We start from the raw sequence: 26,855 nt of genomic DNA, 5'->3' as shown, positions 1-26,855 counted from the left end.
TGCGGCTGTTTCGGCATTGCCACTGCTGAACGATGGCAATCGCCCCAGGAGTACCCGTGCGCGTTACCTGCAATTGGCTGCGACAGCCTTCCAGCACCCTGCTTACCCTCGGTTTGTTATTACTCGCCCTGCCGTTGCTCAGCCGCTACACGCTGGGCTGGTCGCACGCCTATGGCTACCTGTCTGACCTGGCAGTCGGCAGCTTGCTGGTGGTGCTTTTGTACCAACGCTCCTGGCTGCTGAGCATTCCTCTGTTGTTGGTCTGGTGCATCTTTACCCTGAGCACCGCCGAGCTGGTTAATGCCGTGGGGCGCATGCCGGAGCCGGCCGACCTGCAATACCTGGGCGACGCACAATTCGTCAGCCATTCAACCCAGGGCAGTGGCTTGAGCCAACCGCTACTGGCCTTGGCCATGGCCGTACTGGTGGCGCTTTACCTGGGGCTACGCAGCTTACAAACACCCCGCCGCGCCGCCGCGCTATCGCGCACCTGGCTGCTGCTACCGCTGGCCCTGTTTGCCGTACACACAGTTGGCCAGCAACTCAAACCCAGCGAAGCGGCCCAATGGCTGCAGTTCAACCTGCCGCACAAGCTGCTGGCGGAAAGTAGCAATAGCGGCCAGCAACACCTGGCCGACTGGCTGGCTGGTAACGAGCCAAGCAGCCCACCCGATATCAGCGGCCTGAACCAACTCGACCTGCATGGCACGCCGCTGCTCAAGCAAGCCGGCAGCGCCCGCAACGTGCTGATTATCACCCTCGAAGGCGTCACCGGCGCTTATCTGCAAGCCAGTCGCCAAGCCATCGGCAGCAGCTATGCGCAGGACCCGATGCCACGTCTGAGCCAGTGGGCCGAGCGCGGCATGCTCACCACTGACTATGTGCTGCATGGCCATCAAACCATCCGCGGCCTCTACGCCATGCTCTGCGGCGATTACAACAAACTCGACTCCGGCACCCCGAAAGGCGTTGAGCTGCTCAACAACCCGGCGCGCAGCGAGCAATGCCTGCCCGCACAGCTGCGCGAACGCGGCCTGAGCACGCACTTTCTGCAAGGTGCCGGGCTGCGCTTTATGGCCAAGGACCAGATCATGCCGCAGATGGGTTTCGACAAGACCCTGGGCCGCGACTGGTTCAAGAACAAACCCTACATCGAATTCCCCTGGGGCATGGACGACAAAGCCTACTTCGAAGGCGCCCTGGGTTACGTGCAGCAACTGCGCAAAAAACGCCAACCCTGGATGCTAACCCTGCTGACCGTGGGCACTCACCAACCCTACTCCGCTCCGCAGGACTACCTCGACCGTCACCCCAACGCCAAGCTGGCGGCGATTGCCTACTTGGATGACGCCATCGCCGACTTCCTCAACGCCTTGGAAAAACAGGGGGTGATGAAAGACACCCTGGTGATCGTCACCTCGGATGAATCCCACGGTGTGGAGAACGTACGCCTGGCCTCGGCCTGGGGCTTCAACCTGCTGCTGGCTCCCGAACAGGCGCAGCTGCCGGCGCTCAAGCAAGGCGTGTATGGCCATGTCGACCTGACCGCTTCGGTGCTCGACTACTTCGCCTTCCCGGTGCCTAGCAATATCGCCGGACGCTCATTGCTGCGTGACTACGCCACGGGCCGCGAGATCATCTCCTACACCAATGGCCTGCTGCGCCGGCATGACGGCCAGGGCACGCTGACCGAATGCGATTTCCAGAATGTCTGCCGGCGCTACGCCAGCCCTGGTTTTATTGCCGACAGCGCACGCTACCTGGGCCGTTTCAGCGGCAAACCGGCGCGCCTGATCAGCCAGCAAGCGGCCCTGCTTGACCAATCACTGAGCCACGGCGACCAGGCCGAACAGCGCTACCAGTTCGCCAACCTGCAGCCCATCAAGCTCAAACCCAACGCCAGTGATGACTGGGCAGACAACCTGGTGGGCGCGCAGTACCTGACCCTGGGCAAGGACACACAGACCACAGTAACCCTGAAAATCCGCGCCCTACGCTTGGATAAACAGGGCGCCACGCTGCAATTGAAAACCAAGGAATACGACCGCAACGTCGACTTGGCGATCCCCGAGCTGCCGCTGCTGACCCGTGACAAGCCTGTCGAAGTCAGCTTCACCTTCGACAACCCGCACGCACGCAAGGCGTTCTCCTTCCATCTGTTGGGTCAGGGTCAGGGCGCTATCGAGATTGTCGATTTCAGCGTCAGCAGCACGCCGTTGCAAACCGAGGAAGAACTGCTGGCCGCACAAGAGGGCCTCGACGAGATCGCCCCATAAGCCGCCGATGTACCGGCGTGTCAGTGCATGGCGTAACGGCGTTCGATGGTGGTGTACTCGCCACTTTCCCGAATCGCCGCCAAGCCCTGATTGAAACGCTCGCAATCAGCCTGTAGGCGGCACCCCAGCTTGTAGTCGGTGGCCGCAAAAATCGGATACAGGGTCAGCGGCTGGGTCACATCAACCTGGGTGTACACCTCGCGGTTGAAGTAACGCAGGATGCGCATGTCCGTCACCACCACATCCACCCGGCCACTGTAGAGCATGCGATTGCGGGCAATCTGAAAGGCCTCTTCGCGGTAGCGCGGGTTGTTTTCAGCCATGGCCTGAAACTCGCTGCCGAGCAGAAAACGCGCGCGCTGGAAGGCATTCACCGAGTAACCCACCAGGTCGCTGATACGCTGGATATCCAGGTTGCGCGAGCGCAAGGCCACCGCAACGTTCTGGTAGCGGATATAGGCATCCGAATAAAAAATAGAGCCGCCGCTGCGCTCGTTGGTGGTGGCAATAACGTCGATCTGGCCCTTGCTCAGCATCAGGTTCAAGCGCTCCATCGGCGCGTAGTACGCCACCGGCTCCAGCCCGCCGCGTTGCGCGGCAGTCATCACAATATCGTGCTCCAGGCCACGGGCTTCATTCTCGAAGATATACGGCGGTTTGTGCGTGCCAAAGCCCACGCGCAAGGCTTGCGCCGACACGTTCAGGCTGCACGACAACAAACAACAGACCCACACCCACTTCATGGCGATACTCGAGTTGAACCAGGGCCCAGCATAGCCGGCTATGACCTGACTCTGCATTGTTCTATCACTGAGATCGATTAATCCGAATTAGTCGCCCAGGGCACATACAGGACTAGACTCTTGCCACCCGAGTCAGTCGCTGCCCACTGGAGAACCTTCATGCTTAAAGCCGAATACCAACAACGCGGCCCGCAACCTCACGAAGTGATTGCCGCCGTAGCACTGCAACTGCCAGAGCCTGGCGCCGGCCAGGTGCGCATCAAGGTGCTGGCTGCACCAATCAACCCATCCGATGTGCTGACCCTCACCGGCGAATACGGCATGCTGCCGCCGCTGCCAGCGATTGGCGGCAACGAAGGGGTTGGCCGGGTGGAAGCCCTGGGCGCCGAGGTCGGCAACCTGAAAGTCGGCCAGATGGTGCTGTTGCCAGTGGGCTGCGGTACCTGGGTCAGCCATTTGAATGCGCCGGCCAATAAACTTATTCCCCTGCCGGAAGCCGACCCACAGCAACTGGCGATGCTCACGGTCAACCCGCCGACCGCCTCCCTGATGCTCAGTGAGTTCGTCGACCTCAAGCCCGGTGATTGGGTGATCCAGAACGCCGCCAACTCGGGCGTCGGCAGCTACCTGATCCAGCTGGCCAAGCTGCGCGGCTTCAAGACCATCAACGTGGTGCGCCGCGAATCAGCGGTAGCCGGCGTTGAGGCCGAAGGCGGTGATGTGGTGCTGGTCGATGGCCCGGACCTGGCCAAGCGCGTGCGCGCAGCCACTGGCGGTGCAGGCGTGCGTTTGGGTATCGATGCTGTAGGCGGCGAGTCGACCGATCACCTGGCTGCCAGCCTCTGCGAAGGCGGCGTGCTGGTTAACTACGGGATGATGAGCCGCCAGCCGTGCCAGGTATCGCCCGCGTCGTTTGTGTTTCGCGATGTCAGCCTGCGCGGCTTCTGGTTGGCCAAATGGTTCCAGAACGCCAGCCAGGCCGAGCAGATGAAGGTATTTGGCGAGCTGGTGCAGCTGATCGCCAGCGGCAAGTTGCACACACGGGTGGCCGCCACCTATGACGTCAGCGAGATCAAGCAGGCCGTGGCGGCCGCCGCCAGTGGCGAGCGTGACGGCAAAATTCTGATCGTACCGAAGTAGCAGCTAACCTGAAGACGGCGGCTAACCCGCCGTCTTCAGCCGCCTGCAGGCGTATTGCTCAACCACAGCACCAACCCCGCCACGGCCAGGTGCAGCAAGACGATCAACCAGAACAGCAGCTGATAACTCAGCTTGCGGTTCTTATGCCGAATCAGCCGCTGCGCCAGCAACCCGCCCGGCCAGCCACCCAACAATTCATACAGATGCAGGCGCACCTCGGGCGTACGCTGCTGACCCTTGATGGCGAATTGTTTGTCGCGGTAGTAGGCGATAAAGCAGATCAGGCTCATCAGCCCGTAAACCAGCGCCAGCACGGCCAGCACATCAACCCCGACCAGCAGCGGCTGCAGCCGTTCGTGCCAGAGCTGCGCCACCCCCTGCAGCAGCGGCGGGTAGCTGGCGTAATTGCTGACACTCAAGGCCAGGTTGCTGTGGGCGATGCTGCAGGGCTGATCGCTGTAGAGCACCACACCGTCAGGCTGCAGGCATTTGTGCACCGCGCCCTGCGCCTGCGCGGTGATTAACAGTGCAGCAAGCCAGCAGACCCAGCGGCCCACGACGTTACTCGGCAGCTGGCGTACGGCGCTTCAGCGGCGCCAGGCCGTCCTGGCTGACCAGCACCGGCGCATCGGGTTTCGGCCGGTTGATGGTGTTGCGCTTCGGTGCCTTGGCGGCCGGCTTTTTCGTGGCGAGCTTCTTGCCGGTTTTCGGGTCGATCTTTTTCTTCTTCGGACCAACCGCTTTGCCCGACGCCTTGAGGTTTTTCGGGCCCTGGTAGATGCCCTTGAGGTCCTTGATATTGCGGCGCTCGAAACGCTGCTTGAGATAGCGCTCGATGCTCGACATCAGCGCCCAGTCGTTATGACAGATCAGCGAGATCGCCAGACCTTCGGCCCCCGCACGGCCAGTGCGGCCGATGCGGTGCACGTATTCGTCGCCGGAGCGCGGCATATCGAAGTTGATCACCAGATCCAGGCCGTCGACATCCAGGCCACGGGCCGCCACATCGGTGGCCACCAGAATCTTCACCGCGCCTTGCTTGAGGCGGTCGATGGCCAGCTTGCGATCCTTCTGGTCCTTCTCGCCGTGCAACACAAAGGTCTTGAAGTCGTGGGCAACCAACTTGCCATACAGGCGGTCGGCTTGAACCCGGGTATTGGTGAAGATGATCGCCTTGTCGTAGGTCTCGTTCTTCAGCAACCACTCGACCAGACGCTCTTTGTGATGGTTGTGGTCAGCGGTGATGATCTGCTGACGGGTGCCCTCATTGAGCTGGCTGACGCGGTTGAGCTGCAGGTGCTCAGGCTCTTTCAGCACCTTGCCAACCACTTCGCGCAGCACTGCGCCGCCACTGGTGGCGGAGAACAGCAGGGTCTGACGGTCGGCGTTGCACAGCTCAGACAAACGCTGCACGTCCTCGGCAAAACCCATGTCGAGCATGCGGTCGGCTTCATCGAGCACCAGCACTTCGACTTCATCGAGCAGCAGGTTGCCGGCATTGGCGTGTTCGATCAGGCGGCCAGGCGTGCCGATCAGAATATCGACCTTGCGCAGCATGGCGGCTTGCACCTTGAAGTCTTCCCCACCGGTGATCAGCCCGCCCTTGAGGAAGGTGAACTGAGCGAAGCGCTCGACCTCTTTCAGGGTCTGCTGCGCCAGCTCGCGGGTCGGCAGCAGAATCATCGCGCGTACGCTCATGCGCGGCGAGGAGGCGCCATCACCGAGCAGACGATTGAGCATCGGCAGCACAAAGGCCGCGGTCTTGCCGCTGCCGGTTTGCGCGGTAACCCGCAAGTCTTTCCCTTGTAGCGCCAGCGGAATGGCCGCCAACTGCACCGGGGTGGGCTCGACAAATTTCAGCTCGGCCACGGCTTTGAGCAGGCGTTCATGCAGGGCGAATTGGGAAAACACGGGTATACCTCGACAAAAAATCAGCAAAACAGCAGCATAGATTACCGGTTCTGTCGGCTAAAAGCCCGAACGGCCTGGCCAACGGCGTCTGTAGCCTAGTTTGCAGCCCGGCAGCAGGACACTAAAAGGGCGCAGAACGAGGCCTCCCGTCAGGCCACTACGCAAGCGCCGCGTCGCGCCGGTAGAATGCGCGCCGCCATTCAATTCCGGATGGCATGGGTTCCCTAACCCCATTCAGCAAAAAGGTTCCGTCATGCTCATTACCGCCCCTCAGCGCCTGCGCAATGCGCTTATGGCCCTGGTGCTGTTCCATATCCTGATCATCATCGCCAGCAACTACTTGGTGCAGCTGCCAATCACCCTGTTCGGCTGGCACACCACTTGGGGCGCGTTCAGCTTCCCGTTTATTTTCCTGGCCACCGACCTGACCGTGCGCCTGCTCGGCAAACGTACGGCGCGCCTGGTGATCGCCCGGGTAATGCTGCCGGCGCTGCTGATTTCTTACATCGTCTCGGTATTGTTTCAGGAAGCCAGCTTTCGCGGCTTCGGCGCACTGCTGGAGTTCAACGAGTTCGTGCTGCGCATCTCCATCGCCAGCTTCCTCGCCTACGTGCTGGGGCAGTTCCTCGATATTCAGGTATTTGACCGCCTGCGCCAGCTGTCGCTGTGGTGGGTAGCGCCAACCGTATCAACCATCTTCGGCAACCTGCTGGACACCTACGCGTTCTTCTCGGTGGCGTTCTGGAACAGCAGCAACCCGTTTATGGCCGAACACTGGGTGGAAATCGCCACGGTCGATTACGGGGTCAAGCTGGTGGTCAGCCTGCTGCTGTTCGTGCCGCTCTACGGCATGTTGCTCAATGCCATACTCCGCGTCATGACCGCCACCAGGGCGAAGACGGCCTGAGGAACCTTAGCGTCAGGCCGACCTCCAAAGCTCATACCCCGCTACGGAGTTCTGCCATGTCCCGTTCGCTACCCCTGTTATTCGCCGGCCTTGGCCTGGCGCTAACACTCGCCAACGCCGAAGCCGCGCCCAAACATGACAAAGCCCACAAACATGGCGATGACAGCGATGTGCGCGTCGACATCCGTGGCCCGAGCATCGACATTGGCCAGGTGCGCATCATCCTTGGCGATAACCGCGACCTGATCGGCCCAGCCCAGTCTCTGCCACCGGGCATCCGCAAGAACCTGGCGCGCGGCAAGCCGCTGCCGCCGGGTATTGCCAAGCGCTTCGACAATCGCCTGCTCGGCCAACTGCCGCGCTACGAAGGCTACGAATGGCAGCAAGTGGGCACCGACGTGGTGCTCGTCACCCTGGCTACGGGGCTGATCTACGAGATTTTGCAGAACGTGCTGGACTGAGCCTGCCAGGAAACTTTGTCCCCTATTGCCACTCCACTGACCAGGGGCTTCAGCCGAGCCCTTCGTCTGCGTTTGGGGGCTTAGCATGAAACCCACCTTGATCTACTACGTAGCCGCCAGTCTGGACGGCTATATCGCTCGCCCGGATGGCCGAGTCGATTGGCTGGAAGCCATCCAGACCTCTGGCGACGACCACGGTTACCACGCCTTTTATGACGGCATCGACGCCTTGCTGATGGGCCGCATGACTTTCGATGCACTGATGGACTGCGAAGGGGCCTGGCCCTACCCCAACAAACCCTGCCTGGTATTGACCCGCTACCCCCACCAGCACTTGCCGCCGGGCGTAAGCATGCGCCACTGCACGCCAAGCGAAGCCCTGACTGAGCTGGCCACCCAGGGCCATCAACGTATCTGGCTGGTAGGTGGCGGCTCGCTGGCGGGCAACTGCTTCGCCGCCGGCCTGCTCGATGAGCTAGTGGTGAGCCTGGAGCCCTATCTGCTGGGTGCCGGTATTCCGATGTTTTCCAGCGGTCTGGAGCGCAGCCTGAGGCTGCACGAACAACGCAGTTTCAGCAGCGGCGTGGTGCAGCTGCACTATCAGGTGCTGCCGGAAAACCCTGCGGATGTCGTTCTATAACCCTTGCCGAGCCTGCTTGAGCAGCAACCGCGCACTGTCCCAGCCGACCAAAAGCACCGCCAGCCAGATCGGCAGATAGGTCAGCCACTGCGCGCTGTTGAACTGCTCGCCGAGAAACAGCAGCGCCACCAGAAACAGCAGCACCGGCTCGACATAACTGAGAATGCCGAACAGCCCCATCGGCAGCAGCCGGCTGGCAGCCATCATCGCGGCAAACGCCAGGGAACTGAGGATCGCCAGCCCCGGCAGCAGCCACCACAGCTGCGGCGCCTGGCTAAACAGCTGCGGCGGGCTCCACTGCAGCACCAGCCAGATTGCCACCGGCGCCATAAACAGCATCTCGAAGGCAAAGCCGGACAAGGCGTCCAGGCGCATCCAGCGGCGCAGCATAAAATACGGCGGGTAGCCCAGCACCGTGACCATCACCACCCAGGAGAACGCCTGGGTCAGCCACAGTTCATGGGCCACGCCGAGCAAGGCGCAGAACACCGCCAGACGCTGCAACGGCCGCAGCCGCTCGCCATAAAACACCCGCCCGGCCAGCACCATGGCCAACGGCAGAAGAAAATAGCCCAGCGACACTTCCAGCATGCGCCCGGCCAGCGGTGCCCAGACAAACAGCGCCCACTGAATGCCCATCAACAGCGCCGCCAGCGGCAGGCTGGCCAGCAGCAAAGGCTCGCGCCGCACACGGCCACAGGCAGCCAGCAGCACCGGCCATTGCCGCGACAGGGTAATCAGCAGCAACACCGCCGGCATCGACCAGAGCACTCGCTGGGCAAATACCTGCAAGCCATCCAGTGGTGCCAGCAGGCGCACATAGCCGGGCACCACGGCAAACAACACCGAAGCAATAATCGACAGCGCCACACCGCGCCCAGACAGCTGCATCACATCACCCTGCTCAATCAGACCCCAGCATCTTGCCTGGCTTGTAGTTAAGACCACAGCCACAAAGCGACACAGCTAGGTACTTAAACAGCCGTACAGCGCAAAAACGCAGGACATAAAAAAGCCCGCACGGCATCAGCAGAGCGGGCAGAGACGTCCAGGAGCACCGGACGCCAGGAGAGCAGGTAGCAGCGGAAAACTAGATGGCCTGGGCCAGTTGCGCCTTGGCCTGGTTCAGGCCCTTTTCCATAAAGTCGCCGCCCAGGTTGAGGCCTTCGGCGTGGATAAAGCTGACATCGTGAATACCGACAAAGGCCAGCGCCTGACGCAGGTAGGGTTCCTGATGGTCCTGAGTACCGCCGGCGTAGATGCCGCCACGGGCGGTCAGGACGAAAGCGCGCTTGCCACTGAGCAGGCCTTGCGGGCCGGTTTCGGTGTACTTGAAGGTCACCCCGGCGCGCAGCACGTGATCGAGCCAAGCCTTCAGGGTGCTGGGGATGGCGAAGTTGTACATCGGCGCGGCCAGCACCAGCACATCAGCGGCCAGCAGCTCATCGGTGAGCAGGTTGGACAGCGCCAGCGCAGCCTGCTCGGCTTCACTCTGCTGCCCGGCCGGCGTCATCCAGCCGCCCAGCAGGTTGGCGTCCAGATGCGGCACCTGATCAACCGCCAGGTCACGCACCTTGATCTGATCCGCCGGATTGGCAGCCTGCCAGTTGGCGATAAATTGTGCAGTCAGCTGACGCGAAACCGAACCTTGCTGACGGGCGCTGCTTTCAATTACCAGGACGTTTGCCATGTTGTTTGCTCCATCGAAGGGTTGTTGAACGTCGATGGGCAAAGAATAGTAGCGTGCAATCCGATTAAAAAGCGCAAATATCTGCACCAAACAATCTAATAATTTGATTTATAGCCAGCCCAGGCTTAGTCTCTGGGCTGTTGCAGCCTGCTCTTGTTAGCTGAGTTCACAGGTCAGTTTGACCCGTAGTTTGATAATGCTGCGGCTGAACTTCACCGCCAGGTTGCTGCTTTCACCGGCAGCCAGGCTGACCTTGCGGGTGCGCGGCGCTTCCGGGCCATTGCGGAACAGCGCCGTGCACTTGGCGGCGCTGCGGCCATAGTTGTACAGCTGCAAACCGCCCATGTTGTGGTCGATTTCCTGGGTGGTGGCCGAGACTTCAGCGCCATTGAGCTGTTTCTCCACCTCAATCGGGTAGGCCATGACAGTCAGCGGCAAGCAGGCCAGCAGCGCACAACAAAGCTTTTTCATCAGGGCAGTCTCCAGCAAAAGACGGCCAGTTTAGGTTGATTGCGTCAGCATTTGCACCCTAGAACCTGTAGACGGGAAAACACTATGAAAGCCCCCCGCGTAACCCTCGATCAATGGCGCACCCTGCAGGCGGTGGTCGACCATGGCGGCTTTGCCCAGGCGGCCGAGGTGCTGCACCGCTCGCAATCCTCGGTCAGCTATACCGTGGCGCGTATGCAGGAACAGCTCGGCGTGCCGCTGCTGCGTATCGATGGACGCAAGGCGGTGCTGACCGAAGCCGGTGACGTGCTGCTGCGCCGCTCGCGACAATTGGTCAAACAGGCCAGCCAACTGGAAGACCTCGCTCACCATATGGAACAGGGTTGGGAAGCCGAAGTGCGCCTGGTGGTCGACGCCGCCTATCCCAATGCGCGCCTGGTCCGTGCGCTGACCGCGTTTATGCCGCAAAGCCGTGGCTGCCGCGTGCGCCTGCGCGAGGAAGTGCTGTCCGGGGTGGAAGAAGTGCTCAAGGACGGCATCGCCGACCTGGCCATCAGCGCGCTGAATATTCCCGGCTTTCTCGGCGCGGAAATGAGCACCGTGGAGTTTGTCGCCGTGGCTCACCCCGAGCATGCACTGCACCGCCTGCAGCGGGTGGTGACCTTTCAGGATCTGGAAAGCCAGATGCAGGTGGTGATCCGCGACTCCGGTCGCCAGCAGCCGCGCGATGTCGGCTGGCTTGGCGCGGAGCATCGCTGGACGGTCGGCAGCCTGGCCACCGCCGCTACCTTTGTCAGCAACGGCCTGGGCTTTGCCTGGTTGCCGCGCCACCTGATCGAGCGCGAACTCAAGGATGGCCTGCTCAAACCGCTGCCGCTGGATCAGGGCGGCAGCCGTAATCCGCTGTTCTTCCTCTACTCGAACAAGGACAAGCCCCTGGGCCCGGCCACGCAGATTCTCGTCGAGCTGATCCAACGCTTCGATGCCGCCCCTTTGAATGCAGCCTTTGCTGCGCCCCTGCCCTCGGCCTGATTAAGGAGTCCAGCAGATGTCCTATTTCACTAACGACGACTGCCAGTTGCACTACGAGGAATACGGCCATGGTGCGCCGGTGCTGCTGGTTCACGGCCTCGGCTCTAGCACCCGCGACTGGGAATACCAGATCCCCGAGCTGGCCCGTCACTACCGGGTCATCGCCCTCGATGTACGCGGCCACGGCCGCTCGGACAAACCCCGCGAGCGCTACAGCATTCAGGGTTTTGCCGAGGATGTGGCAGCGCTGATCGAGCACCTGCAGCTGCCGCAGGTGCATCTGGTGGGCATCTCCATGGGCGGCATGATCGGCTTTCAGCTCGGCGTAGATCGCCCCGAGCTGCTGAAGAGCCTGTGCATCGTCAACAGCGGTCCGGAAGTGAAGGCGAAAAGCCCGCGCGACTACATCGAAATTGCCAAACGCTGGAGCCTGTCGCGCCTGCTCAGCCTCGACACCATTGCCAAGGCCCTGGGCAGGCTGCTATTCCCCAAGCCGGAGCAGGAAGAGCTGCGGCAGAAAATCCTGCAACGCTGGCCGCAGAACAACAAGCGTGCTTACCTTGCCAGCCTGGATGCGATTATCGGCTGGGGCGTGCGGGAACGCCTGGCGCGAATCAGCTGTCCGACCCTGGTGATCACGGCCGACCGCGATTACACCCCGGTGGCGCAGAAGCAGGCCTACGTCGATGAAATGGTCAATGCGCGCCTGCTGGTGATTGAAGATTCGCGCCACGCCACACCGCTGGATCAACCCGAACAATTCAACAGCAGCCTGCTAGCCTTCCTTGCCGAAGTCGAACAGGCCGCCTCCACTGCCAAGCCACAATAAGGACTACTACGCATGTTCAAGACCCTCACCCTCGCCGCCTGCTCCATCCTGTTTGCCGGCAGCCTGCTGGCCGCCGAAAACCCGAAAGTGCTGCTGACCACCAGCCTCGGTGAAATCGAGATCGAACTGGATGCCGAGAAGGCGCCGATCAGCACCGCCAACTTCCTCGCCTACGTCGACAGCGGCTACTACGCCGGCACCCAGTTCCACCGGGTAATTCCGGGCTTTATGGTGCAAGGCGGCGGTTTCGATGCCGACATGCAGCAGAAAAACACCCAGGCGCCGATCAAGAACGAAGCTGACAACGGCCTGCACAACGTGCGCGGCACCCTGGCCATGGCCCGTACACAGGTACGCGACTCCGCCACCAGCCAGTTCTTCATCAACCACAAGGACAACGCCTTCCTCGATCACGGCTCACGCGACTTCGGTTACGCCGTATTCGGCAAGGTGGTGAAGGGCATGGACGTAGTCGACAAGATCGCCCAGGTGCCGACCGCCAACCGTGGCGGCCATCAGAACGTCCCACGTGAGCCGGTGCTGATCACCGCCGCCAAGCGTCTCTGATAACCCCGCGCGGGGTGAGCCTGCTCACCCCGCGCGTTTCCCTCCTGCTTTTTCTGCGCAACATCCACCTGGGCAAACTCGTTAGAATCGGGTGCTATTACCTGATTTAGGCAGGATGCCTGACATGTTGTTTCGCCGTTTCGAAAGCCTTATCGACGTTTTCAAAGCCAGCCCGGATGTCGAGCCACCGGCCGGCATGCTGGCGTTTTATGCCTACTATTTGCGCCAGGTCTGGCCGTTGATGATCGCCGTGCTGGTGGTCGGCTTTGTCGCCGCTCTGATCGAAGTGGCGCTGTTCAGCTTCCTCGGTCAGCTGATCGACATGACACAGAACACCCCGAGTGGCGAGTTCTTCGAGCAACATCAAGGCACCCTGTTGTGGATGCTGCTGGTGGCGCTGGTCATCCGCCCGCTGGTGTTCGGCCTGCACAACCTGCTGACGCACCAGACCATCAACCCCGGCCTGACCAACCTGATCCGCTGGCAGAACCACCGCTATGTGCTCAAGCAGAGCCTGAGTTTCTTCCAGAACGATTTCGCCGGGCGCATCGCCCAGCGCATCATGCAAACCGGCCCTTCACTGCGCGACTCGGCGATGCAGGTGGTTGATGCGCTCTGGCATGTGCTGGTGTACGCCGCCAGCGCGCTGTACCTGTTTGCCGCCGCCGACCTGCGCCTGATTGCCCCGCTGCTGCTGTGGATAGTCGGCTACTGCGCGGCGCTCTGGTACTTCGTGCCGCGCATCAAAGCGCGCTCTGCGGCGGCCTCTGCGGCGCGCTCGAAAGTCATGGGCCGGGTGGTCGACGGCTACAGCAACGTCACCACCCTCAAGCTGTTTGCCCACACCCAGGTCGAGGAACACTACGCCCGCGAAGCCATGCAGGAGTTGCTCGGCAAGGTGCGCCTGCAGTCGCGCATCATCACCACCCTGGATTTCCTGATCACCTGCCTCAACGGCATGCTGATCGTCGGCACCGGCGCGCTGGCCCTGTGGTTGTGGGATCAGCAACTGATCAGCACTGGCGCTATCGCCCTGGCGCTGGGCCTGGTGATCCGCATCAACGGCATGGCCGAATGGATCATGTGGGTGGTCAATGGCATTTTCGAAAACGTCGGCACCGTGCAGGACGGCATGAAAACCATCGTCCAGCCGCGCCAGGTACTCGACCAAGCGCAAGCCAAACCACTGCACGTCAGCCAGGGTGCCGTGCAGTTCGACAACATCCACTTTCATTACGGCAAGCGTAACGGCGTGATCGCCGGCCTGAGCCTGACGGTGGCGCCCGGCGAGAAGATCGGCCTGGTCGGCCCGTCCGGCGCCGGCAAATCGACCCTGGTCAACCTGCTGCTACGCCTCTACGACCTGGAGAGCGGACGCATCCTGATTGACGGCCAGAACATCGCCGAGGTGGCCCAGGAAAGCCTGCGTGCGCAGATCGGTATGGTCACCCAGGACACCTCGCTGCTGCATCGTTCGATCCGCGACAACCTGCTCTACGGCAAACCCGAAGCCAGCGAAGCACAGCTGCTCGATGCCGTACGCAAGGCTCGCGCCGACAGCTTTATCCCGCTACTGGACGACGGCATGGGCGGCCATGGTTTCGACGCGCAGATCGGCGAACGCGGAGTAAAACTCTCCGGAGGCCAGCGCCAGCGCATCGCCATCGCCCGCGTGCTGCTCAAGGACGCGCCGATTCTGGTGCTGGACGAAGCCACCTCGGCACTGGACTCGGAAATCGAAGCGGCGATTCAGGAAAGCCTGGATACCCTGATGCAGGGCAAAACGGTGATCGCCATCGCCCACCGCCTGTCGACCATTGCGCGCATGGACCGCCTGGTGGTGATCGATCAGGGGCGCATTGTCGAGACCGGTAGTCACAGTGAACTGATCGCCGCAGGCGGCCTCTACGCGCGGCTTTGGCAGCATCAGACTGGCGGCTTTGTTGGCGTGGACTGAGGGTGAGCTGACACTTGGCGAAGCTCAGTTGCGCGCATGGGCCATCTGAAACTTAGCCACCCCTTCCAGTTGCGCCAGCTCGTCGGCCATATCACTGATCCGCGCACTCTTCTGCCCGTCCACCGCCACAGCGACAAAGCGCCACTCCAGCTGGCCTTGGTCGAAACTTACGGTGAACGAGCCACCGGCAATCACATAGCCACGCTCGCGGGCAATCTCACGCAAACGCGCCTCATGCGGGCGGACAAACCCAGGGGCGAAACGCAGCACAATAGCCAGCGCCGGGCGCGATGGCAGCCGTGCTTCCAGCTTGGCGCCCCACATCATCAACCCGGCGGAAATCAGGCTCAGCAGCACCGCCGCGCCATAGAAGCCGACGCCCACCAACACGCCAATCGCCGAAGAGGCCCAGATCGACGCCGCCGTGGTCAGGCCGCTGATGCTCATGCCGTCCTTCATGATCAGCCCGGCGCCGAGAAAACCAATACCGGTAACCACGCCCTGAATCACTCGCGTTGGGTCAACACTGGCCAAGGAGTGATCGCCCAGCCAGTGCTGCGGGTATACGCACAACACTGTCAGCGCACAGGAGGCCATGCAAACCATGCCATAGGTACGCATGCCCGCCGCCCGGCCATGGTAAGAGCGCTCATAACCGACCAGCAGGCCAAGCAGCAGCGCGCCGAGCATATTCATAAACAGAGTCAGATTGACCGCCACGCCCGGCAGCAGCCAGAACTCATCGACCAGGGCAAATGCACTCACAACACACCTCGCAAAGCTGCGGACATGCTCTGAGCGTAGTTGCCGCCCCGGCAAACTGCGCGAGCTGGCGCGCTATTGGCGGTAAGGCAGCAGCTCGCGTGCCTGCTCGGCATAACCGCGTACGCCGTGCTGTTCTTCAGCGAGAAAGTTCGCCACGGCATTGCGCAGGCCGGGGTGACAGAGGTAGTGCCAGGAGTGGGTGATCACCGGCTCGAAGCCGCGAATCAGTTTGTGTTCGCCCTGGGCGCCTGCGTCGAAGCGTTGCAGGCCAGCGGCGATGGCATGGTCCATACCCTGGTAGAAACAGGTCTCGAAATGCAGCCGATCGAACTCGGCCAGGCAACCCCAGTAACGGCCATACAGGCTATCGCCACCAACCAGGCTAAAGGCCATGGCCACCGGCCTGCCGGCCTGATGAGCGAGCACCACGCGGATCATCTCCGGCATGCGCTCGGCCAGCAGGCTGAAGAAAGCGCGCGTCAGGTAGGGGGATTGGCCGCGCACGCGGTAGGTGTTGGCGTAACACAGGTAGACGAAATCCCACTCCAGCTCACTAAGCTGATGGCCTTCTCGCCAGTCAAACTCGATGCCCTGCCCCGCCACCTGCTCGCGCTCTTTGCGCATCTGCTTGCGCTTGCGCGAACTGAGCGCGTCGAGAAAATCCTGAAAATCCCGGTAACCGCGGTTGCGCCAGTGGAACTGACAACCCAAGCGCTGCAACCAGCCGTCACGGCCCTGCAGCAGGGCATTTTCGGCCTCGGTGGTGAAGTTGATATGCAGGCTCGACAGGCCCTGCTGCTCCAGCCCAGCGCTTAGCTCATCAAGCAATTGCCCGGCCGCCTGCGGTGCGCCCAGCAGGCGCTGACCGGTAACCGGGGAGAAGGGAATTGCGCCGAGCAGCTTGGGGTAATAGTCGATGCCGGCGCGGTGACAGGCATCCGCCCAACCATGGTCGAACACGTACTCACCATAGGAATGGCTTTTCACATAACCCGGCATGGCCGCCAGCAGCTGGCCCTGCGCGCCCAGCAACGCGGCGTGAGCAGGCTGCCAGCCAGTGCGGCCGCCCACACTGCCACTGTCCTCCAGAGCCGAGAGAAAAGCGTGGCGCAAGAAAGGCTGCGCATCAGTCAGCAGAGCATCCCACTGACTGGCGGCAATTTCATGGATGGAGTTCAGTTGGCTCAGCAACATCGACGACTCGGCGAATCAGACAAGGCCGCACTATAGCGCCAAGCCCGGCGCCAGACACCTTGCCTGGCGCGATATGACCGTGTCAGCGAGTGGCTTTGTAAGCAACCATATATGGCAGCTTCTTACTGGCCATCTTGCCCATTTCCTTGCGGTCGACGGAGGAATAGCCGCCCAGCTCAGCCGCCTTGAAACCGCTGTCGCCCACAGTGCTATCGGCCTCCAGAGCGACCATCAGCTTGGCCGCAGCAGCAATCGCATCGCGGTAATCGCCCTTGTCGCGCAGGTCGTACTCGCTCAGGTTAAGCTGGTCGCGCAGCCAGTTGCCCCAGTAGAACTCCAGAAACTCCGGAGCCACATCGCCCGAGCGCGGTTTGTCGTAGGCCACCTCACGGGTGAAATACACCAGCGCGCGGTAGGGATCATCACCCAGATTGGCCAGGCCAAGCTGCGCCGGAATCTGCTCCGGGGTGATCGCGTTGCCCTGGCCATCCCTGAGCCAGACCTTGCGCGCGGCCTGCATGCGCTGCCAGAAACTGGGCAGGTCCGGGCTGTCGCTGAAGTTGTCGGTCACCTTGACCCACATCGCCAGCGTTGCGCCGCCTTCGGGCTGCTCCCACAGGGTGGTGAAGGTATGGTGACCATCGGTCAGGTACAGCTGGCCCTCGGGACCGACCACCACGGTTTTCATTTCACTGCTGTTTGCAGCCACTGCGCCCTGGCAACTGAAGCTGTCCGGCTGATGCAGCTTGGCGCCCTTCGGCACCTCACGGCTTTCACCCTGGCCATTGGCCTCGCAATACTCATCAAAGAGCTTGTTCGGCTCTTTGCTAAAACGCCCGAGCTTGTAATAAATCTGGTCATACCCCACCACGACCTGAGTCGGGTGCAACTGCTCAAGGCGCACCTGCAACAAATCACCCGGCTTGGCCGCGCGATAATCCTCAGCCACGGCCGCAGCGCTTAAACCCGCCATCAGTAACAACACAGCACAGATGCGCATCAGACTTTTCCTCACACAAAAAACTCGAAAAAAAGCCCCGCACTAGGCGGGGCTCAAAGATAGGAGCAGCGGTTAAGCGGTGTTACTTAGAATACGTACTGCAGACGGCCGATGATGGCTTTACCGTCATCAACATTCTTGTTGTCGCCGCCAGCAACAGCAGTGGTGTTGACGTTGTCGACTTCGTAGTCAACGTAGTTCAGGCTCATACGGACAGCTGGAGTAGCGAAGTAGTTGACACCCACCACCATGGCATCAGCAGTGAAATCACTGTTCGGATTGGCAGCTACTACACCGTTGATCTTGTCATTCAGCTGAGCCGGGATGGCGCCTGCATTGGCATCGACATTGGTGCTTTCATAGCGAGCGAACAGCTCGAAGGTACCTTTCATATCAGTCGGCTTATCCCACTTGCCAGCGCCAGCCTTGTAACCACGGGCGCCACCGAACATGTAGGAAACCTGCGCGTAGTAGCCATCAATATCGGCATCGGTGTTGGCAGCTTTGCCAGAGATGTCACGCTGGAAGTATTCAGCCTGCGCACGGAAGGAACCAAACTGCGCACCAGCCTCCAGTACCCACTCATTGTCCTTGTCTGCCTCAGCAACGTTGGCAAAGGTCAGGCGAGCATCGGCATCACTGCGGATACCCAGACGGCTGCGAGCACGGGCACGGTTATCGTCAGGACGGCTGCTGTGGTAGTTGGCACCCAGATGCACAACATCAGTGCCGTTCAGGTAAGGAGCCCAGTTGGCGCGCAAGGTATAACCAAACACTTCATCGTTATCATCGCCACCTTTGTCACCGCCGTCGGTGTTAGTGGCGTAGTTGCCGACCTGAGCCATCAGACCGTAATTATCACCAGTGTGCATGACGTTGACACCGAACTCGGTATCTTCATCACCATTGAGGAAATCGTACATGAACGGACGTTCGATGCCGGTGATCCAGGACGAGCTGGTGGTGTTTTCAAGACCGTAGTCCACACCATACTTACCCACGGTGATGTCAGCAAAACCCAAGCCGGCATAGGTAATGAACGCGCGGTCAAATTTGGTGTTGCCTTTGTCGTAGGTGAAACGGGTGCCGTAGCCCCAGTCCTTGTAGGCCACGCCTTCGATAGATATCTCACCACGGCGAATGAAGGTGTTGAAAGTGTCGTCAAAGCGATCCTTCTCACCTGCGGCCATCAGGCCGTCAAAGTTGGTGGCATCCCACTGCAGCTTGCCGCCCAGTTTGAAGCTGAATTCTTTGTCGGTAGTGGCGACTTCCAGGCCACCCTTGGTCTTGATCACGAGATCGGCGCCGTCAGTGGTGACGGTACCGGCGAAAGCCTGGGCGGAAACGGCCAGGGCCAGAGCGCTGGTTGCGAAGCCGGCCATTACTCCACGAAAGCTGTGCTTACGGATCATCGAAGATTCCTCTAAATGGACTTTTAAGTGTTGAAAACACCCGAGCGCTGGGGCTCGTTCGTGCTGGAGGGAATCTTGGCGGCGGGATATTTCAGGGCAGTTGCTGATATATAAATATTTGATTACAACGGAACTTTTTACTTCCTTTGCCTATAAGCAGTGAAAAGCGCTCTAGACCGGCACTGCCAGCGGCCCACCGCCCCCTGCGGCGGCGGGCCATGTTTGGCTCAGGGCTGCTGACGTAATGTCCGGTTCAGCCAGTAATCCAGGCTTAACCAACGTCCGGCCCCACTGAAAAACAGCGCCACCAGCATCACCAGATAGGTGGCGGCAAACTCGATGCCGTTGTTCAGCACCACCAGCTTGCCGCTGCTGGTCAGCCAGTCGTAATTGCCGTGTTCTTTAAGCAGCTCGCGGGCGCGTTCGAGCTTGCCCACCGACTCCATTACCCGCTCATTGGCGAACGGTGCGCTAGCATCGGCAATCGCCTGCCAGCCATAGGGCAGGTGCACGGCGAAGATTGCCACCAGCATGGTGACGATCAGCGGAATACTCACCCAGCGCACCGCCAGACCGAACAACAGCAGCAGCGCCCCGCCCGCCTCGGTCAGCGCCGCCGCCCAGGCCAGCAGTTCGGGAAATGGTAGGCCCAGCCCCCAATCCGGGTTGCCGAACCAGGCGGCGGTGGCGTCGATATCGGCCAGCTTGTGCATGCCAGCCATCCAGAACACCGGCACCAGATACAGGCGCAACAACAGCGGGCCAATAAAGTCCAGGCGACGCGAAGCATCCAGGGCGTCCTGGAGACGATTGAAAAAGCTCAGCATGATAAATCTCCACAAGCCGGCGCTTGGCGCCGAGGGTCAGGTACTGCGAGGGGTTAAGGGCGCCAGATGCCCTGCTTATGCCACTCCTCCAGCAGAGTTTTGGCGTTGTTGAAATAGGCGTTATCGGCGTTTAGACCGTGCTGCTGCGCCAGCTCCAGCAAAGCCGGCTCGGCAGCTTCACCAGACTGCAGCCGCGCCGCCAACTGATAGGCGAACGGGCTGAGCTGCATAAAGCGCACCTTGTCCTGCCCATCGCGCCAGACCAGCAGGCAGGTCGGCTCGGCGGGAGGCTCAGAGGGTTGGAAGTCGGCACTGATACGCTGCACCGGCCACTGATAGGCCAGCGGCCAGGCCAATGGCGACCAGCCCTGCACAGGCAGCTCGGCTTCGCTGACATCCAGCGCCAGCTCGACCCACTCGTAATGCGCCAGCTCCAACATAAACGGCGGATCGCCCGCTTCGGCGACATAGCCCTGCTGCAACCAAGCAAGAAACTCCTGGCTGATCTGCAAGAAATACGGCGTGCGCGCCTGATGCTCGGCAATAAAACTGCGCACCAGGCGCTGCCAGCGCTCAGCCTCGATCAGCCGGTGCAACACCGGGAAGGCACCGCTGATAAAGCCTTCGATATTGTTGAAGAACAACGCTTCATACACCGCCATCCGCTCGGCCGTAACACCCTCAAGCAATGACTGCTCTGCCGGCTGGCGAATACGTGCAGCAAACGCGCGTTGTGCGTCAACGCCGCTCATGTTCCGTAGCCTCTAAACGGAGCGGCAACCGATGTCGCCGCCGCTTGCAGCTGACGAATCTGCGCCACCTCGGCATACAGCTCGGCAATCGGCGGGAAGTTGAAGTCGCGTTCCAGCAAGGTCGGGCGCACGCCGTGCACGGCGTAGGCCTGTTCCAGAAGCGCCCACACCGGGTCGATCACCGGGGCGCCGTGGGTGTCGATTTTCAGATCACAGGCCTCATCGTAATGCCCGGCCACATGCAGATAGGCGATGCGTGCACTGGGCAAGCTAGCGATATAGGCCGGCGCAACGAAGTTGAAATTGATGCTGTTAACGAAGACGTTGTTCACATCGAGCAACAGCTGGCAGTCAGCCTGCTCCAGCACTGCGCGGACAAACGCCGCTTCATCCAGCTCGCCCGGCAACTGCGCGTAGGCCGAGACGTTTTCGATGATCAACGGCCGCTCCAGCACGTCCTGCACGATGCGCACCCGTTCGGCAATGCGCAGCACCGACTCCTCGGAAAACGGCAGCGGCATCAGGTCATACAGCTGGCCATGATCGGCGCAGGCCGACAGGTGCTCGCTATAACCGCGCACGCCATGCAGGTCGAGAAAGCCCTTGATGGCCTTGAGCAGTTCGATATCCAGCGGCGCAAAACCACCGAGGTTGAGGGACAGACCATGGCAGAGCAGCGGCAGGCGCTCACTCAGGGCACGCAGCTGCTTGCCCAGGCGCCCACCGACACCGATCCAGTTCTCCGGCGCCAGTTCGAGGAAATCCACCTCGCCTGCGCTGCAGTCCTGCAGCGCGCCAAGCAGGCCGCGACGCAAGCCCAGCCCGGCACCGTTAACGAAATCCATCTGCATGTTCTGCCCCTGCACTCAGTCCGTTACTCGGTTTTCTGCTCGCCGCCGCACTTGCCTTCACCGCATTTACCTTCGCCTTCGGCCTTGGCTTCACCACCGCATTTACCCTCGCCACACTTGCCTTCGCCTTCGGCTTTCTTCATTTCGCCGCCGCATTTGCCTTCACCGCAGCTGCCTTCAGCGGATTTCTCGCCAGCAGCCAGGCTGTAGCCGCTGCTCAATTCCTGCGCGGCAAACGGGTTGCTCGCGGCCTGCACGCTAAATGCAGCGCTGCTCAGCAGCACGGCGCCCAGGGATGCAACAACAGTGTTCAGATGGTTCATGGCAACGCTCCAATGGTGGTTTACAGTGGCGGCCGATTGGCTGCCTCGGCCCAATAGACGCGGCAGACACGCGGCTGTTACAGACAACCCGTAAAAAGAATTCTGCGCTGGCTAAACCCTAGAAGATTTTTGCCGCCAGCCAAGCGATCCGGCACACTACCCCCCCCGAGCAAATGCTCGTTTTCAGCCTGCAGACTCCGTATGACCCGATCTCCGCTCCGCCGTCTCGTTTTTGGCACCCTGCGCCGCGTGCTGTACCTCTGGGTGCGCTCGGAAACCATTAACCAGTCCGCCTTTACCCTCAAGCTCGACCGCAGCAAGCCGGTGTTTTACGTGCTGCAGCAGCCGTCGTTGAGTGACCTGGCGGTGGTCGATACGGAATGCCGCAAGGCCGGCCTGCCGCGTCCGGTGCTACCGGTGGCCGTGGGTGAGCTGCTGGAGCCTGCCGCCTTCTTCTACCTGACCCCAGAGCCCGATTGGCTCGGCCGGCAGGACAAACGCGGCATCTCGCCCACCCTGCAACGCCTGGTCAGCGCGCTGAGCCAGCATGCGGTGGACGATGCGCAGATCATTCCAGTCAGCGTGTTCTGGGGCCAGTCGCCGGACCGCGAAACCAGCCCGTGGAAACTGCTGTTCGCCGACAGCTGGGCGGTAACCGGGCGTCTGCGCCGGCTGGTGAGCATCCTGATTCTCGGCCGCAAGACCCGCGTGCAGTTCTCCACACCTATTCATATGCGCGAGCTGGTCGAGCAGGACAAAGGCCACGAGCGCACCCTGCGCATGGTCCAGCGCATCCTGCGCGTGCACTTCCGCAACCAGAAAGCCGCGGTGATCGGCCCGGACGTGTCGCACCGGCGTAACCTGGTCAAAGGCCTGGTGCACGGCCCGCAGGTGCGCCAGGCGATCATCGAAGAAGCCGAACGCGAGAACATCAGCCTGGAGAAGGCCGAAAGCCAGGCCCTGCGCTATGGCAACGAAATCGCTTCGGACTACACCTACACCGCCATTCGCTTCCTCGAACTGGTGCTGAGCTGGTTCTGGAACAAGATCTACGACGGCATCAAGGTCAACCATATCGAGGGCGTGCAGGAAGTCGCCCAGGGCCATGAGGTGATCTATGTGCCCTGCCACCGCAGCCATATCGACTACCTGCTGCTGTCCTACCTGCTGTTCCGCAATGGCCTGACGCCGCCGCATATCGCCGCCGGCATCAACCTGAATATGCCGGTCATCGGCAGCCTGCTACGCCGTGGCGGCGCCTTCTTTATGCGCCGTACCTTCAAGGGCAACCCGCTGTACACCGCCGTATTCAACGAATACCTGCACACCCTGTTCAGCAAGGGCTTCCCGGTCGAGTACTTCGTCGAGGGCGGCCGCTCGCGCACCGGGCGCATGCTGCAACCGAAAACCGGCATGCTGGCGATCACCATGCGCAGCTTCCTGCGCAGCAACCGCCTGCCGGTGGTGTTCGTGCCGGTGTATATCGGCTACGAGCGTGTGCTGGAAGGCCGCACCTACCTGGGCGAGCTGCGCGGCGCGAGCAAGAAGAAGGAGTCGATCTTCGACATCTTCAAGGTCATCGGCGCACTCAAGCAGCGCTTCGGCCATGTCTGGGTCAACTTCGGCGAGCCGATCAAGCTGGCGGAATTCCTCGACAGTGAGCAGCCGGACTGGCGTACGCAAGACTATGGCACGCAGTACCGCCCGGCCTGGCTGAATGAAGCCACCAACAACCTCGGTGAGCGCGTGGCCCAGCACCTCAACGAGGCGGCAGCGATCAACCCGGTCAACCTGGTAGCCCTGGCGCTGCTGTCCACCAGCAAGCTGGCCCTGGATGAACGCGCCCTGTCGCGGGTGCTCGACCTCTACCTGGCCCTGCTGCGCAGCGTGCCTTACTCGCCGCACACCACCCTGCCGGACGGCAACGGCCAGGCGCTGATCGAATACGTGCAGAAGATGAACCTGCTCGCCGAACAGAAGGACGCCCTCGGCAAGATTCTCTATCTGGACGAGCAGAACGCCGTCCTGATGACCTACTACCGCAACAACGTGCTGCACATCTTCGCCCTGCCGGCGCTGTTGGCGAGCTTCTTCCAGAGCAGTTCACGGATGAGCCGCGAGCAGATCCTGCGCTACACCCGCGCGCTCTACCCCTACCTGCAGGCTGAGCTGTTTATCCGCTGGAATCTGGATGAGCTGGACGGCGTGGTCGATCAATGGCTGGCCGCTTTCGTTGAACAAGGCCTGCTCAAGCTCGATGGCGATATGTACGTGCGCCCGGCGCCAAGCTCGCGCGAGTTCGTCCTGCTCACCCTGCTGGCCCGCGCCATCGTGCAGACCCTGCAGCGCTTCTATATGGCCACTGCACTGCTGCTAAATGCCGGGCAGAACGCCATCAGCGCCGAAGAGCTGGAAGACCTCTGCACCGTGATGGCCCAGCGCCTGTCGATCCTGCATGGCCTCAACGCCCCGGAGTTCTTCGACAAGAGCCTGTTCCGCCACTTTATCCAGAGCCTGCTGGAGCATGGCGTGCTGCGTCAGGATGAAGCCGGCAAGCTCAGCCATCACCCGCTGCTCAGCGAACTGGCCGAAGGCGCCGCCAAGCGCGTACTGCCGGCAGAGCTGCGCCTGTCGATTCGCCAGGTGGCCATGGATCGCAACGAGGATATCGCCGAGCCGGTGTAAACCGGCCTGACCGCACACGTAGGGTGGATGACGCTCTTTTCATCCACCATTGCGACCGATATTGGTGGATGGATAAAGCGTCAGCTACGCGCCCCGATCCACCCCACACAGCCCCAAGTCCTGCGAACGCCATGCCCCCAGACAACGACCCCACCAGCAAACCCTCCCGCGCCGAGTTTCACCAGGCCAACCAGGCCCGCGCTGAAGCTGAAGCGCAGCGCCTGTTGGCGGCCAAGGCCGAGCTGGGTGGGCGTTGGCTCAGCTGGGTTGCTGCCGAGTTGTACGCCTTAAAACCCGCCGCCTACGCACAGATGGTGCGCCGCGAGCTGCAGCGCTTAAACGCCTAACGACCTGTAGCCCGGATGCAATCCGGGGAAGCCTAGCGCCCTGCATGTCCGCTCCCGGATTGCATCCGGGCTACGAAGCTGGCTGCTAGCCGCGGCTTAACCCGGTCAAGCGTGACGACAACGCCTGCATGGCGCTGCTGACCTGATCCAGCGCCTGGGCGTCGCGGGCGTTTTCTTCGCTGATGCTGTGGATGCGCACCGCCAGTTCGTTGATCTCCTGAGTCACATGACTTTGCTGCTGCGCCGCCACGGCGATCTGCTGGGCGCGCTGGGAAATATCATCGAAGCTCTGCACCGTACTGGACAGCGCCGTCGCCGCGCCTTCGGCCTCGACCACCGCGTGTTCGGTACGCGCCTCGCCGGCTTGCATCGCCTGCACCGCCTGGCGTGAGGCCTGCTGCAGCGCGCTGATCATGGTGCTGATCTCGTTGGCCGAGGCCTGGGTTTTACCCGCCAGGGTGCGCACCTCATCGGCCACCACGGCAAAACCACGGCCCTGCTCACCGGCCCGTGCGGCCTCGATGGCGGCATTCAGCGCCAGCAGGTTGGTCTGTTCGGAAATCGCCTTGATCACATCCAGCACCGCGCCGACCTGCTGGCTGTCTTTCTCCAGCCGGCTGATCACCATGGCAGCACCGGCCATTTCCGCCGACAGCGCCTGAATTGCCGAGCTGTTGGAGGCGACCTTCTGCTGCCCCTGCTGCACCACCAGCAGCGAACTTTGCGCGGTATTGGCGCAGTCGTTGGTGTTCTGCGCCACTTCCTGGGCACTCGACGACATCTCGGTAATCGCCGCCGCCAACTGAGTGTTCTCTTGGCGCTGCTGCTCGGCACGCCCGGCCAGGGTGCTGCTCAGGCCACCCAGTTGCGCGGCTTCGGCCTGCAGATGATCGGCCTCCTCGGCAATGCGCTGAAGCATGGTGCGCAACTGCCCGGCATAGCGATTGACCGCGTGACGCAGCGCGCCGATTTCGTCCTCGCGTTCTACGCTCAACTCGACATCGCGGCTGGTCGAACCACGGCCCAGAGAGTCGATCTGCGCGGTGGTTTCTTCCAGTTGGCCGATCAGCTTGCGCCCAGCCAACCAGGCCAGCGCCAGCAACACCGCCAACAGCGGCAGCAGGAACAGCAGAATCTCCCAGGTCAGCGCCCTAGCCAGACCGGTGACCCGCTCCTGTGGGGTCGCCAGGCCAATTACCCAGCCGGTGCCGGGCATCACAAACAGGCTGACGCGGCTGGCCTGTTTGAGCTGTTCATCGTGTTGCAGATCAAGGTTGCGAATCGCCCCAGAATTGCTGCTGGTCAGCGCCGCCTGCACCGGTTTGAGCCAACCGTGCTGCTGCGCCAGGTCGGCGAACTTGAGCATGTCGCCGCCTTTACCCCCGGTCATGCCAGGGAAATGCAGCACGTTACCGGCCTGATCGAGGGCGAAGGCGTAGCCATCGGTGACCTTGCCCTGCTCGGTGAGAAAGCGCGCCAGATCGTCCAGTAGCAGGTCCAGGGTGGCGACACCGGCAAAGCGCCCCTCAAGCTGATAAGGCACGCTGCAGGTCACCATCGGCACGCCGGTAAACACATCTTTATAAGCCTCCGACCACAGGCACTGGCCGGCCGGGCTGCTGCGCGCGCCGGTATACCAGCCATCGTTGTGGTAACCGGGGCCATCGGCGGCGTTGTAATCATCGGAATAGGCCAGGCGGCCATCCGCGCCGCGCGCCCAGAAGAAACTGCGGCGCGCCGTGCCCTCGCTGAAGGCATTTGGCTCGGGCCAGACACCGCCGCCGGCAATCGCTTTATCACCCTGGCTGTCGATCAGATTGGGCAGGCTGTTGAGGTACAGCGGCTCTTCACGCGGCAGCACCTCGGCCAGGTGCGCCAGGCTGGCCGTCACCCCTTCAATGCGCGCCAACTGCAACGCCAGCTGACGCACGATGGCGCTGCCGGTCTGCTCGATCAGCTCGCCACTGGCCGCCACCACACGCGGCTGACCACGCAGGGCCATCACGGCAAACACCGCCAGCGCGGTCAGAATCAGAAGGACGATGCAACCCAGGGTCAAACGCTGCGACAGCCGAACGGGGACAAAAGCCATGCCA

At 61.7% G+C, this 26,855-nt stretch carries 25 protein-coding genes and 1 pseudogene; 11 read left to right on the top strand and 15 right to left on the bottom strand.

Going from position 1 to position 26,855, the window contains the following annotated elements; all coding sequences use genetic code 11:
* The first annotated feature begins 56 nt into the window (after nt 1-56).
* Complete coding sequence (locus P3C18_RS07020; RefSeq protein WP_275961124.1) at nt 57-2,276, top strand: LTA synthase family protein; 2,220 nt, start codon at nt 57-59, stop codon at nt 2,274-2,276.
* A 20-nt stretch (nt 2,277-2,296) separates the two neighbouring features.
* Here P3C18_RS07020 and P3C18_RS07015 read toward each other — a convergent pair whose 3' ends face one another.
* Nucleotides 2,297-3,019 carry a transporter substrate-binding domain-containing protein gene (locus P3C18_RS07015; protein WP_275961123.1) on the bottom strand — a complete coding sequence of 241 codons (723 nt, stop codon included), beginning with the start codon at nt 3,017-3,019 and terminating at the stop codon, nt 2,297-2,299.
* A 159-nt stretch (nt 3,020-3,178) separates the two neighbouring features.
* On the opposite strand from P3C18_RS07015, the gene P3C18_RS07010 reads away from it, so the two are divergent.
* A complete protein-coding gene (locus P3C18_RS07010; RefSeq protein WP_275961122.1) occupies nt 3,179-4,159 on the top strand; it encodes a zinc-dependent alcohol dehydrogenase family protein in 981 nt (326 codons plus the stop codon).
* Between the two features lie 89 nt (nt 4,160-4,248).
* Here P3C18_RS07010 and P3C18_RS07005 read toward each other — a convergent pair.
* Nucleotides 4,249-4,464 (bottom strand): annotated as a pseudogene (locus tag P3C18_RS07005) (DUF1294 domain-containing protein); the annotation flags it as partial.
* A gap of 256 nt (nt 4,465-4,720) precedes the next feature.
* The gene (locus tag P3C18_RS07000) at nt 4,721-6,070 is read right to left on the bottom strand and encodes a DEAD/DEAH box helicase (protein WP_275961121.1); all 1,350 of its coding nucleotides are present in this window, start codon (nt 6,068-6,070) and stop codon (nt 4,721-4,723) included.
* Between the two features lie 253 nt (nt 6,071-6,323).
* On the opposite strand from P3C18_RS07000, the gene P3C18_RS06995 reads away from it, so the two are divergent.
* The 3 genes from P3C18_RS06995 (at nt 6,324) to P3C18_RS06985 (ending at nt 8,078) form a co-directional block, all read left to right on the top strand.
* A complete protein-coding gene (locus P3C18_RS06995) occupies nt 6,324-6,977 on the top strand; it encodes a 7-cyano-7-deazaguanine/7-aminomethyl-7-deazaguanine transporter (protein ID WP_275961120.1) in 654 nt (217 codons plus the stop codon).
* Between the two features lie 56 nt (nt 6,978-7,033).
* Nucleotides 7,034-7,438, top strand: coding sequence for an anti-virulence regulator CigR family protein (locus tag P3C18_RS06990; protein WP_275961119.1), 405 nt, complete (start codon nt 7,034-7,036; stop codon nt 7,436-7,438).
* Nucleotides 7,439-7,523: 85 nt separating this feature from the next.
* Nucleotides 7,524-8,078, top strand: a complete 555-nt coding sequence (locus tag P3C18_RS06985; RefSeq protein WP_275961118.1) for a dihydrofolate reductase family protein — start codon at nt 7,524-7,526, stop codon at nt 8,076-8,078.
* Here P3C18_RS06985 and rarD read toward each other — a convergent pair.
* The 3 genes from rarD to P3C18_RS06970 form a co-directional block, all read right to left on the bottom strand.
* Entirely contained in the window at nt 8,073-8,969 is an 897-nt protein-coding gene (rarD, locus tag P3C18_RS06980) for an EamA family transporter RarD (RefSeq protein ID WP_275961117.1), read from the bottom strand. The two genes, P3C18_RS06985 and rarD, sit on opposite strands and share 6 nt — an antisense overlap.
* 199 nt (nt 8,970-9,168) lie before the next feature.
* Nucleotides 9,169-9,768: an FMN-dependent NADH-azoreductase gene (locus P3C18_RS06975; RefSeq protein ID WP_275961116.1), complete on the bottom strand. Its 600-nt coding sequence runs from the start codon at nt 9,766-9,768 to the stop codon at nt 9,169-9,171.
* 156 nt (nt 9,769-9,924) lie between these two features.
* Nucleotides 9,925-10,239: a 3-phosphoglycerate kinase gene (locus P3C18_RS06970; RefSeq protein WP_275961115.1), complete on the bottom strand. Its 315-nt coding sequence runs from the start codon at nt 10,237-10,239 to the stop codon at nt 9,925-9,927.
* An 84-nt stretch (nt 10,240-10,323) separates the two neighbouring features.
* On the opposite strand from P3C18_RS06970, the gene P3C18_RS06965 reads away from it, so the two are divergent.
* The 4 genes from P3C18_RS06965 to P3C18_RS06950 all read left to right on the top strand — a co-directional run bounded on the left by P3C18_RS06965 (nt 10,324) and on the right by P3C18_RS06950 (nt 14,603).
* Nucleotides 10,324-11,250, top strand: coding sequence for a LysR family transcriptional regulator (locus P3C18_RS06965; RefSeq protein ID WP_275961114.1), 927 nt, complete (start codon nt 10,324-10,326; stop codon nt 11,248-11,250).
* A gap of 16 nt (nt 11,251-11,266) precedes the next feature.
* A complete protein-coding gene (locus P3C18_RS06960; protein ID WP_275961113.1) occupies nt 11,267-12,079 on the top strand; it encodes an alpha/beta hydrolase in 813 nt (270 codons plus the stop codon).
* A gap of 12 nt (nt 12,080-12,091) precedes the next feature.
* Nucleotides 12,092-12,646 (top strand): peptidylprolyl isomerase, encoded by a 555-nt coding sequence (locus tag P3C18_RS06955; RefSeq protein WP_275961112.1) that lies wholly within the window; start codon nt 12,092-12,094, stop codon nt 12,644-12,646.
* A 124-nt stretch (nt 12,647-12,770) separates the two neighbouring features.
* Nucleotides 12,771-14,603, top strand: a complete 1,833-nt coding sequence (locus tag P3C18_RS06950; RefSeq protein ID WP_275961111.1) for an ABC transporter ATP-binding protein — start codon at nt 12,771-12,773, stop codon at nt 14,601-14,603.
* Between the two features lie 24 nt (nt 14,604-14,627).
* Here P3C18_RS06950 and P3C18_RS06945 read toward each other — a convergent pair whose 3' ends face one another.
* The 8 genes from P3C18_RS06945 to P3C18_RS06910 form a co-directional block, all read right to left on the bottom strand.
* The gene (locus P3C18_RS06945) at nt 14,628-15,368 is read right to left on the bottom strand and encodes an MgtC/SapB family protein (protein ID WP_275961110.1); all 741 of its coding nucleotides are present in this window, start codon (nt 15,366-15,368) and stop codon (nt 14,628-14,630) included.
* A 72-nt stretch (nt 15,369-15,440) separates the two neighbouring features.
* Nucleotides 15,441-16,562 carry a GNAT family N-acetyltransferase gene (locus P3C18_RS06940; protein ID WP_275961109.1) on the bottom strand — a complete coding sequence of 374 codons (1,122 nt, stop codon included), beginning with the start codon at nt 16,560-16,562 and terminating at the stop codon, nt 15,441-15,443.
* A gap of 82 nt (nt 16,563-16,644) precedes the next feature.
* Nucleotides 16,645-17,562 carry a ParB/Srx family N-terminal domain-containing protein gene (locus tag P3C18_RS06935; RefSeq protein ID WP_275961108.1) on the bottom strand — a complete coding sequence of 306 codons (918 nt, stop codon included), beginning with the start codon at nt 17,560-17,562 and terminating at the stop codon, nt 16,645-16,647.
* 86 nt (nt 17,563-17,648) lie between these two features.
* Entirely contained in the window at nt 17,649-18,974 is a 1,326-nt protein-coding gene (locus tag P3C18_RS06930) for a porin (protein WP_275961107.1), read from the bottom strand.
* A gap of 227 nt (nt 18,975-19,201) precedes the next feature.
* Nucleotides 19,202-19,801, bottom strand: a complete 600-nt coding sequence (locus P3C18_RS06925; protein ID WP_275961106.1) for a DoxX family protein — start codon at nt 19,799-19,801, stop codon at nt 19,202-19,204.
* 53 nt (nt 19,802-19,854) lie between these two features.
* On the bottom strand, nt 19,855-20,553 hold the full coding sequence (locus tag P3C18_RS06920; RefSeq protein WP_275961105.1) for a putative DNA-binding domain-containing protein: 699 nt from the start codon (nt 20,551-20,553) through the stop codon (nt 19,855-19,857).
* Complete coding sequence (locus P3C18_RS06915; RefSeq protein WP_275961104.1) at nt 20,550-21,404, bottom strand: DUF692 domain-containing protein; 855 nt, start codon at nt 21,402-21,404, stop codon at nt 20,550-20,552. Before P3C18_RS06915 ends, P3C18_RS06920 begins: the two co-directional genes overlap by 4 nt.
* Before the next feature lie 23 nt (nt 21,405-21,427).
* Complete coding sequence (locus P3C18_RS06910; protein ID WP_275961103.1) at nt 21,428-21,727, bottom strand: hypothetical protein; 300 nt, start codon at nt 21,725-21,727, stop codon at nt 21,428-21,430.
* Between the two features lie 201 nt (nt 21,728-21,928).
* Here P3C18_RS06910 and plsB point away from each other — a divergent pair, with 201 nt between their 5' ends.
* Complete coding sequence (plsB, locus tag P3C18_RS06905) at nt 21,929-24,412, top strand: glycerol-3-phosphate 1-O-acyltransferase PlsB (protein ID WP_275961102.1); 2,484 nt, start codon at nt 21,929-21,931, stop codon at nt 24,410-24,412.
* 131 nt (nt 24,413-24,543) lie between these two features.
* On the top strand, nt 24,544-24,759 hold the full coding sequence (locus tag P3C18_RS06900; protein ID WP_275961101.1) for a hypothetical protein: 216 nt from the start codon (nt 24,544-24,546) through the stop codon (nt 24,757-24,759).
* An 85-nt stretch (nt 24,760-24,844) separates the two neighbouring features.
* Here the strand turns inward: P3C18_RS06900 and P3C18_RS06895 are convergent, their stop codons facing one another.
* Complete coding sequence (locus P3C18_RS06895) at nt 24,845-26,851, bottom strand: methyl-accepting chemotaxis protein (protein WP_275961100.1); 2,007 nt, start codon at nt 26,849-26,851, stop codon at nt 24,845-24,847.
* Nucleotides 26,852-26,855 lie beyond the last annotated feature (4 nt).

The organism is Pseudomonas sp. 1928-m (assembly GCF_029269135.1).
Lineage (GTDB): Bacteria > Pseudomonadota > Gammaproteobacteria > Pseudomonadales > Pseudomonadaceae > Aquipseudomonas.
This window is presented reverse-complemented; position numbering and strand designations above follow the sequence as displayed.

Coding starts and splice junctions, on each gene's coding strand:
- P3C18_RS06985 (WP_275961118.1), top strand. CDS start 7,524: ATGAAACCCACCTTGATCTACTACGTAGCCGCCAGTCTGGACGGCTAT.
- P3C18_RS06895 (WP_275961100.1), bottom strand. CDS start 26,851: ATGGCTTTTGTCCCCGTTCGGCTGTCGCAGCGTTTGACCCTGGGTTGC.
- P3C18_RS06900 (WP_275961101.1), top strand. CDS start 24,544: ATGCCCCCAGACAACGACCCCACCAGCAAACCCTCCCGCGCCGAGTTT.
- P3C18_RS06910 (WP_275961103.1), bottom strand. CDS start 21,727: ATGAACCATCTGAACACTGTTGTTGCATCCCTGGGCGCCGTGCTGCTG.
- P3C18_RS06975 (WP_275961116.1), bottom strand. CDS start 9,768: ATGGCAAACGTCCTGGTAATTGAAAGCAGCGCCCGTCAGCAAGGTTCG.
- P3C18_RS07015 (WP_275961123.1), bottom strand. CDS start 3,019: ATGAAGTGGGTGTGGGTCTGTTGTTTGTTGTCGTGCAGCCTGAACGTG.
- plsB (WP_275961102.1), top strand. CDS start 21,929: ATGACCCGATCTCCGCTCCGCCGTCTCGTTTTTGGCACCCTGCGCCGC.
- P3C18_RS07010 (WP_275961122.1), top strand. CDS start 3,179: ATGCTTAAAGCCGAATACCAACAACGCGGCCCGCAACCTCACGAAGTG.
- P3C18_RS06925 (WP_275961106.1), bottom strand. CDS start 19,801: ATGCTGAGCTTTTTCAATCGTCTCCAGGACGCCCTGGATGCTTCGCGT.
- P3C18_RS06935 (WP_275961108.1), bottom strand. CDS start 17,562: ATGCGCATCTGTGCTGTGTTGTTACTGATGGCGGGTTTAAGCGCTGCG.
- P3C18_RS06995 (WP_275961120.1), top strand. CDS start 6,324: ATGCTCATTACCGCCCCTCAGCGCCTGCGCAATGCGCTTATGGCCCTG.
- P3C18_RS06960 (WP_275961113.1), top strand. CDS start 11,267: ATGTCCTATTTCACTAACGACGACTGCCAGTTGCACTACGAGGAATAC.
- P3C18_RS06990 (WP_275961119.1), top strand. CDS start 7,034: ATGTCCCGTTCGCTACCCCTGTTATTCGCCGGCCTTGGCCTGGCGCTA.
- P3C18_RS06940 (WP_275961109.1), bottom strand. CDS start 16,562: ATGTTGCTGAGCCAACTGAACTCCATCCATGAAATTGCCGCCAGTCAG.
- P3C18_RS06950 (WP_275961111.1), top strand. CDS start 12,771: ATGTTGTTTCGCCGTTTCGAAAGCCTTATCGACGTTTTCAAAGCCAGC.
- P3C18_RS06920 (WP_275961105.1), bottom strand. CDS start 20,553: ATGAGCGGCGTTGACGCACAACGCGCGTTTGCTGCACGTATTCGCCAG.
- P3C18_RS06955 (WP_275961112.1), top strand. CDS start 12,092: ATGTTCAAGACCCTCACCCTCGCCGCCTGCTCCATCCTGTTTGCCGGC.
- P3C18_RS06930 (WP_275961107.1), bottom strand. CDS start 18,974: ATGATCCGTAAGCACAGCTTTCGTGGAGTAATGGCCGGCTTCGCAACC.
- P3C18_RS06915 (WP_275961104.1), bottom strand. CDS start 21,404: ATGCAGATGGATTTCGTTAACGGTGCCGGGCTGGGCTTGCGTCGCGGC.
- P3C18_RS06970 (WP_275961115.1), bottom strand. CDS start 10,239: ATGAAAAAGCTTTGTTGTGCGCTGCTGGCCTGCTTGCCGCTGACTGTC.
- P3C18_RS06965 (WP_275961114.1), top strand. CDS start 10,324: ATGAAAGCCCCCCGCGTAACCCTCGATCAATGGCGCACCCTGCAGGCG.
- rarD (WP_275961117.1), bottom strand. CDS start 8,969: ATGCAGCTGTCTGGGCGCGGTGTGGCGCTGTCGATTATTGCTTCGGTG.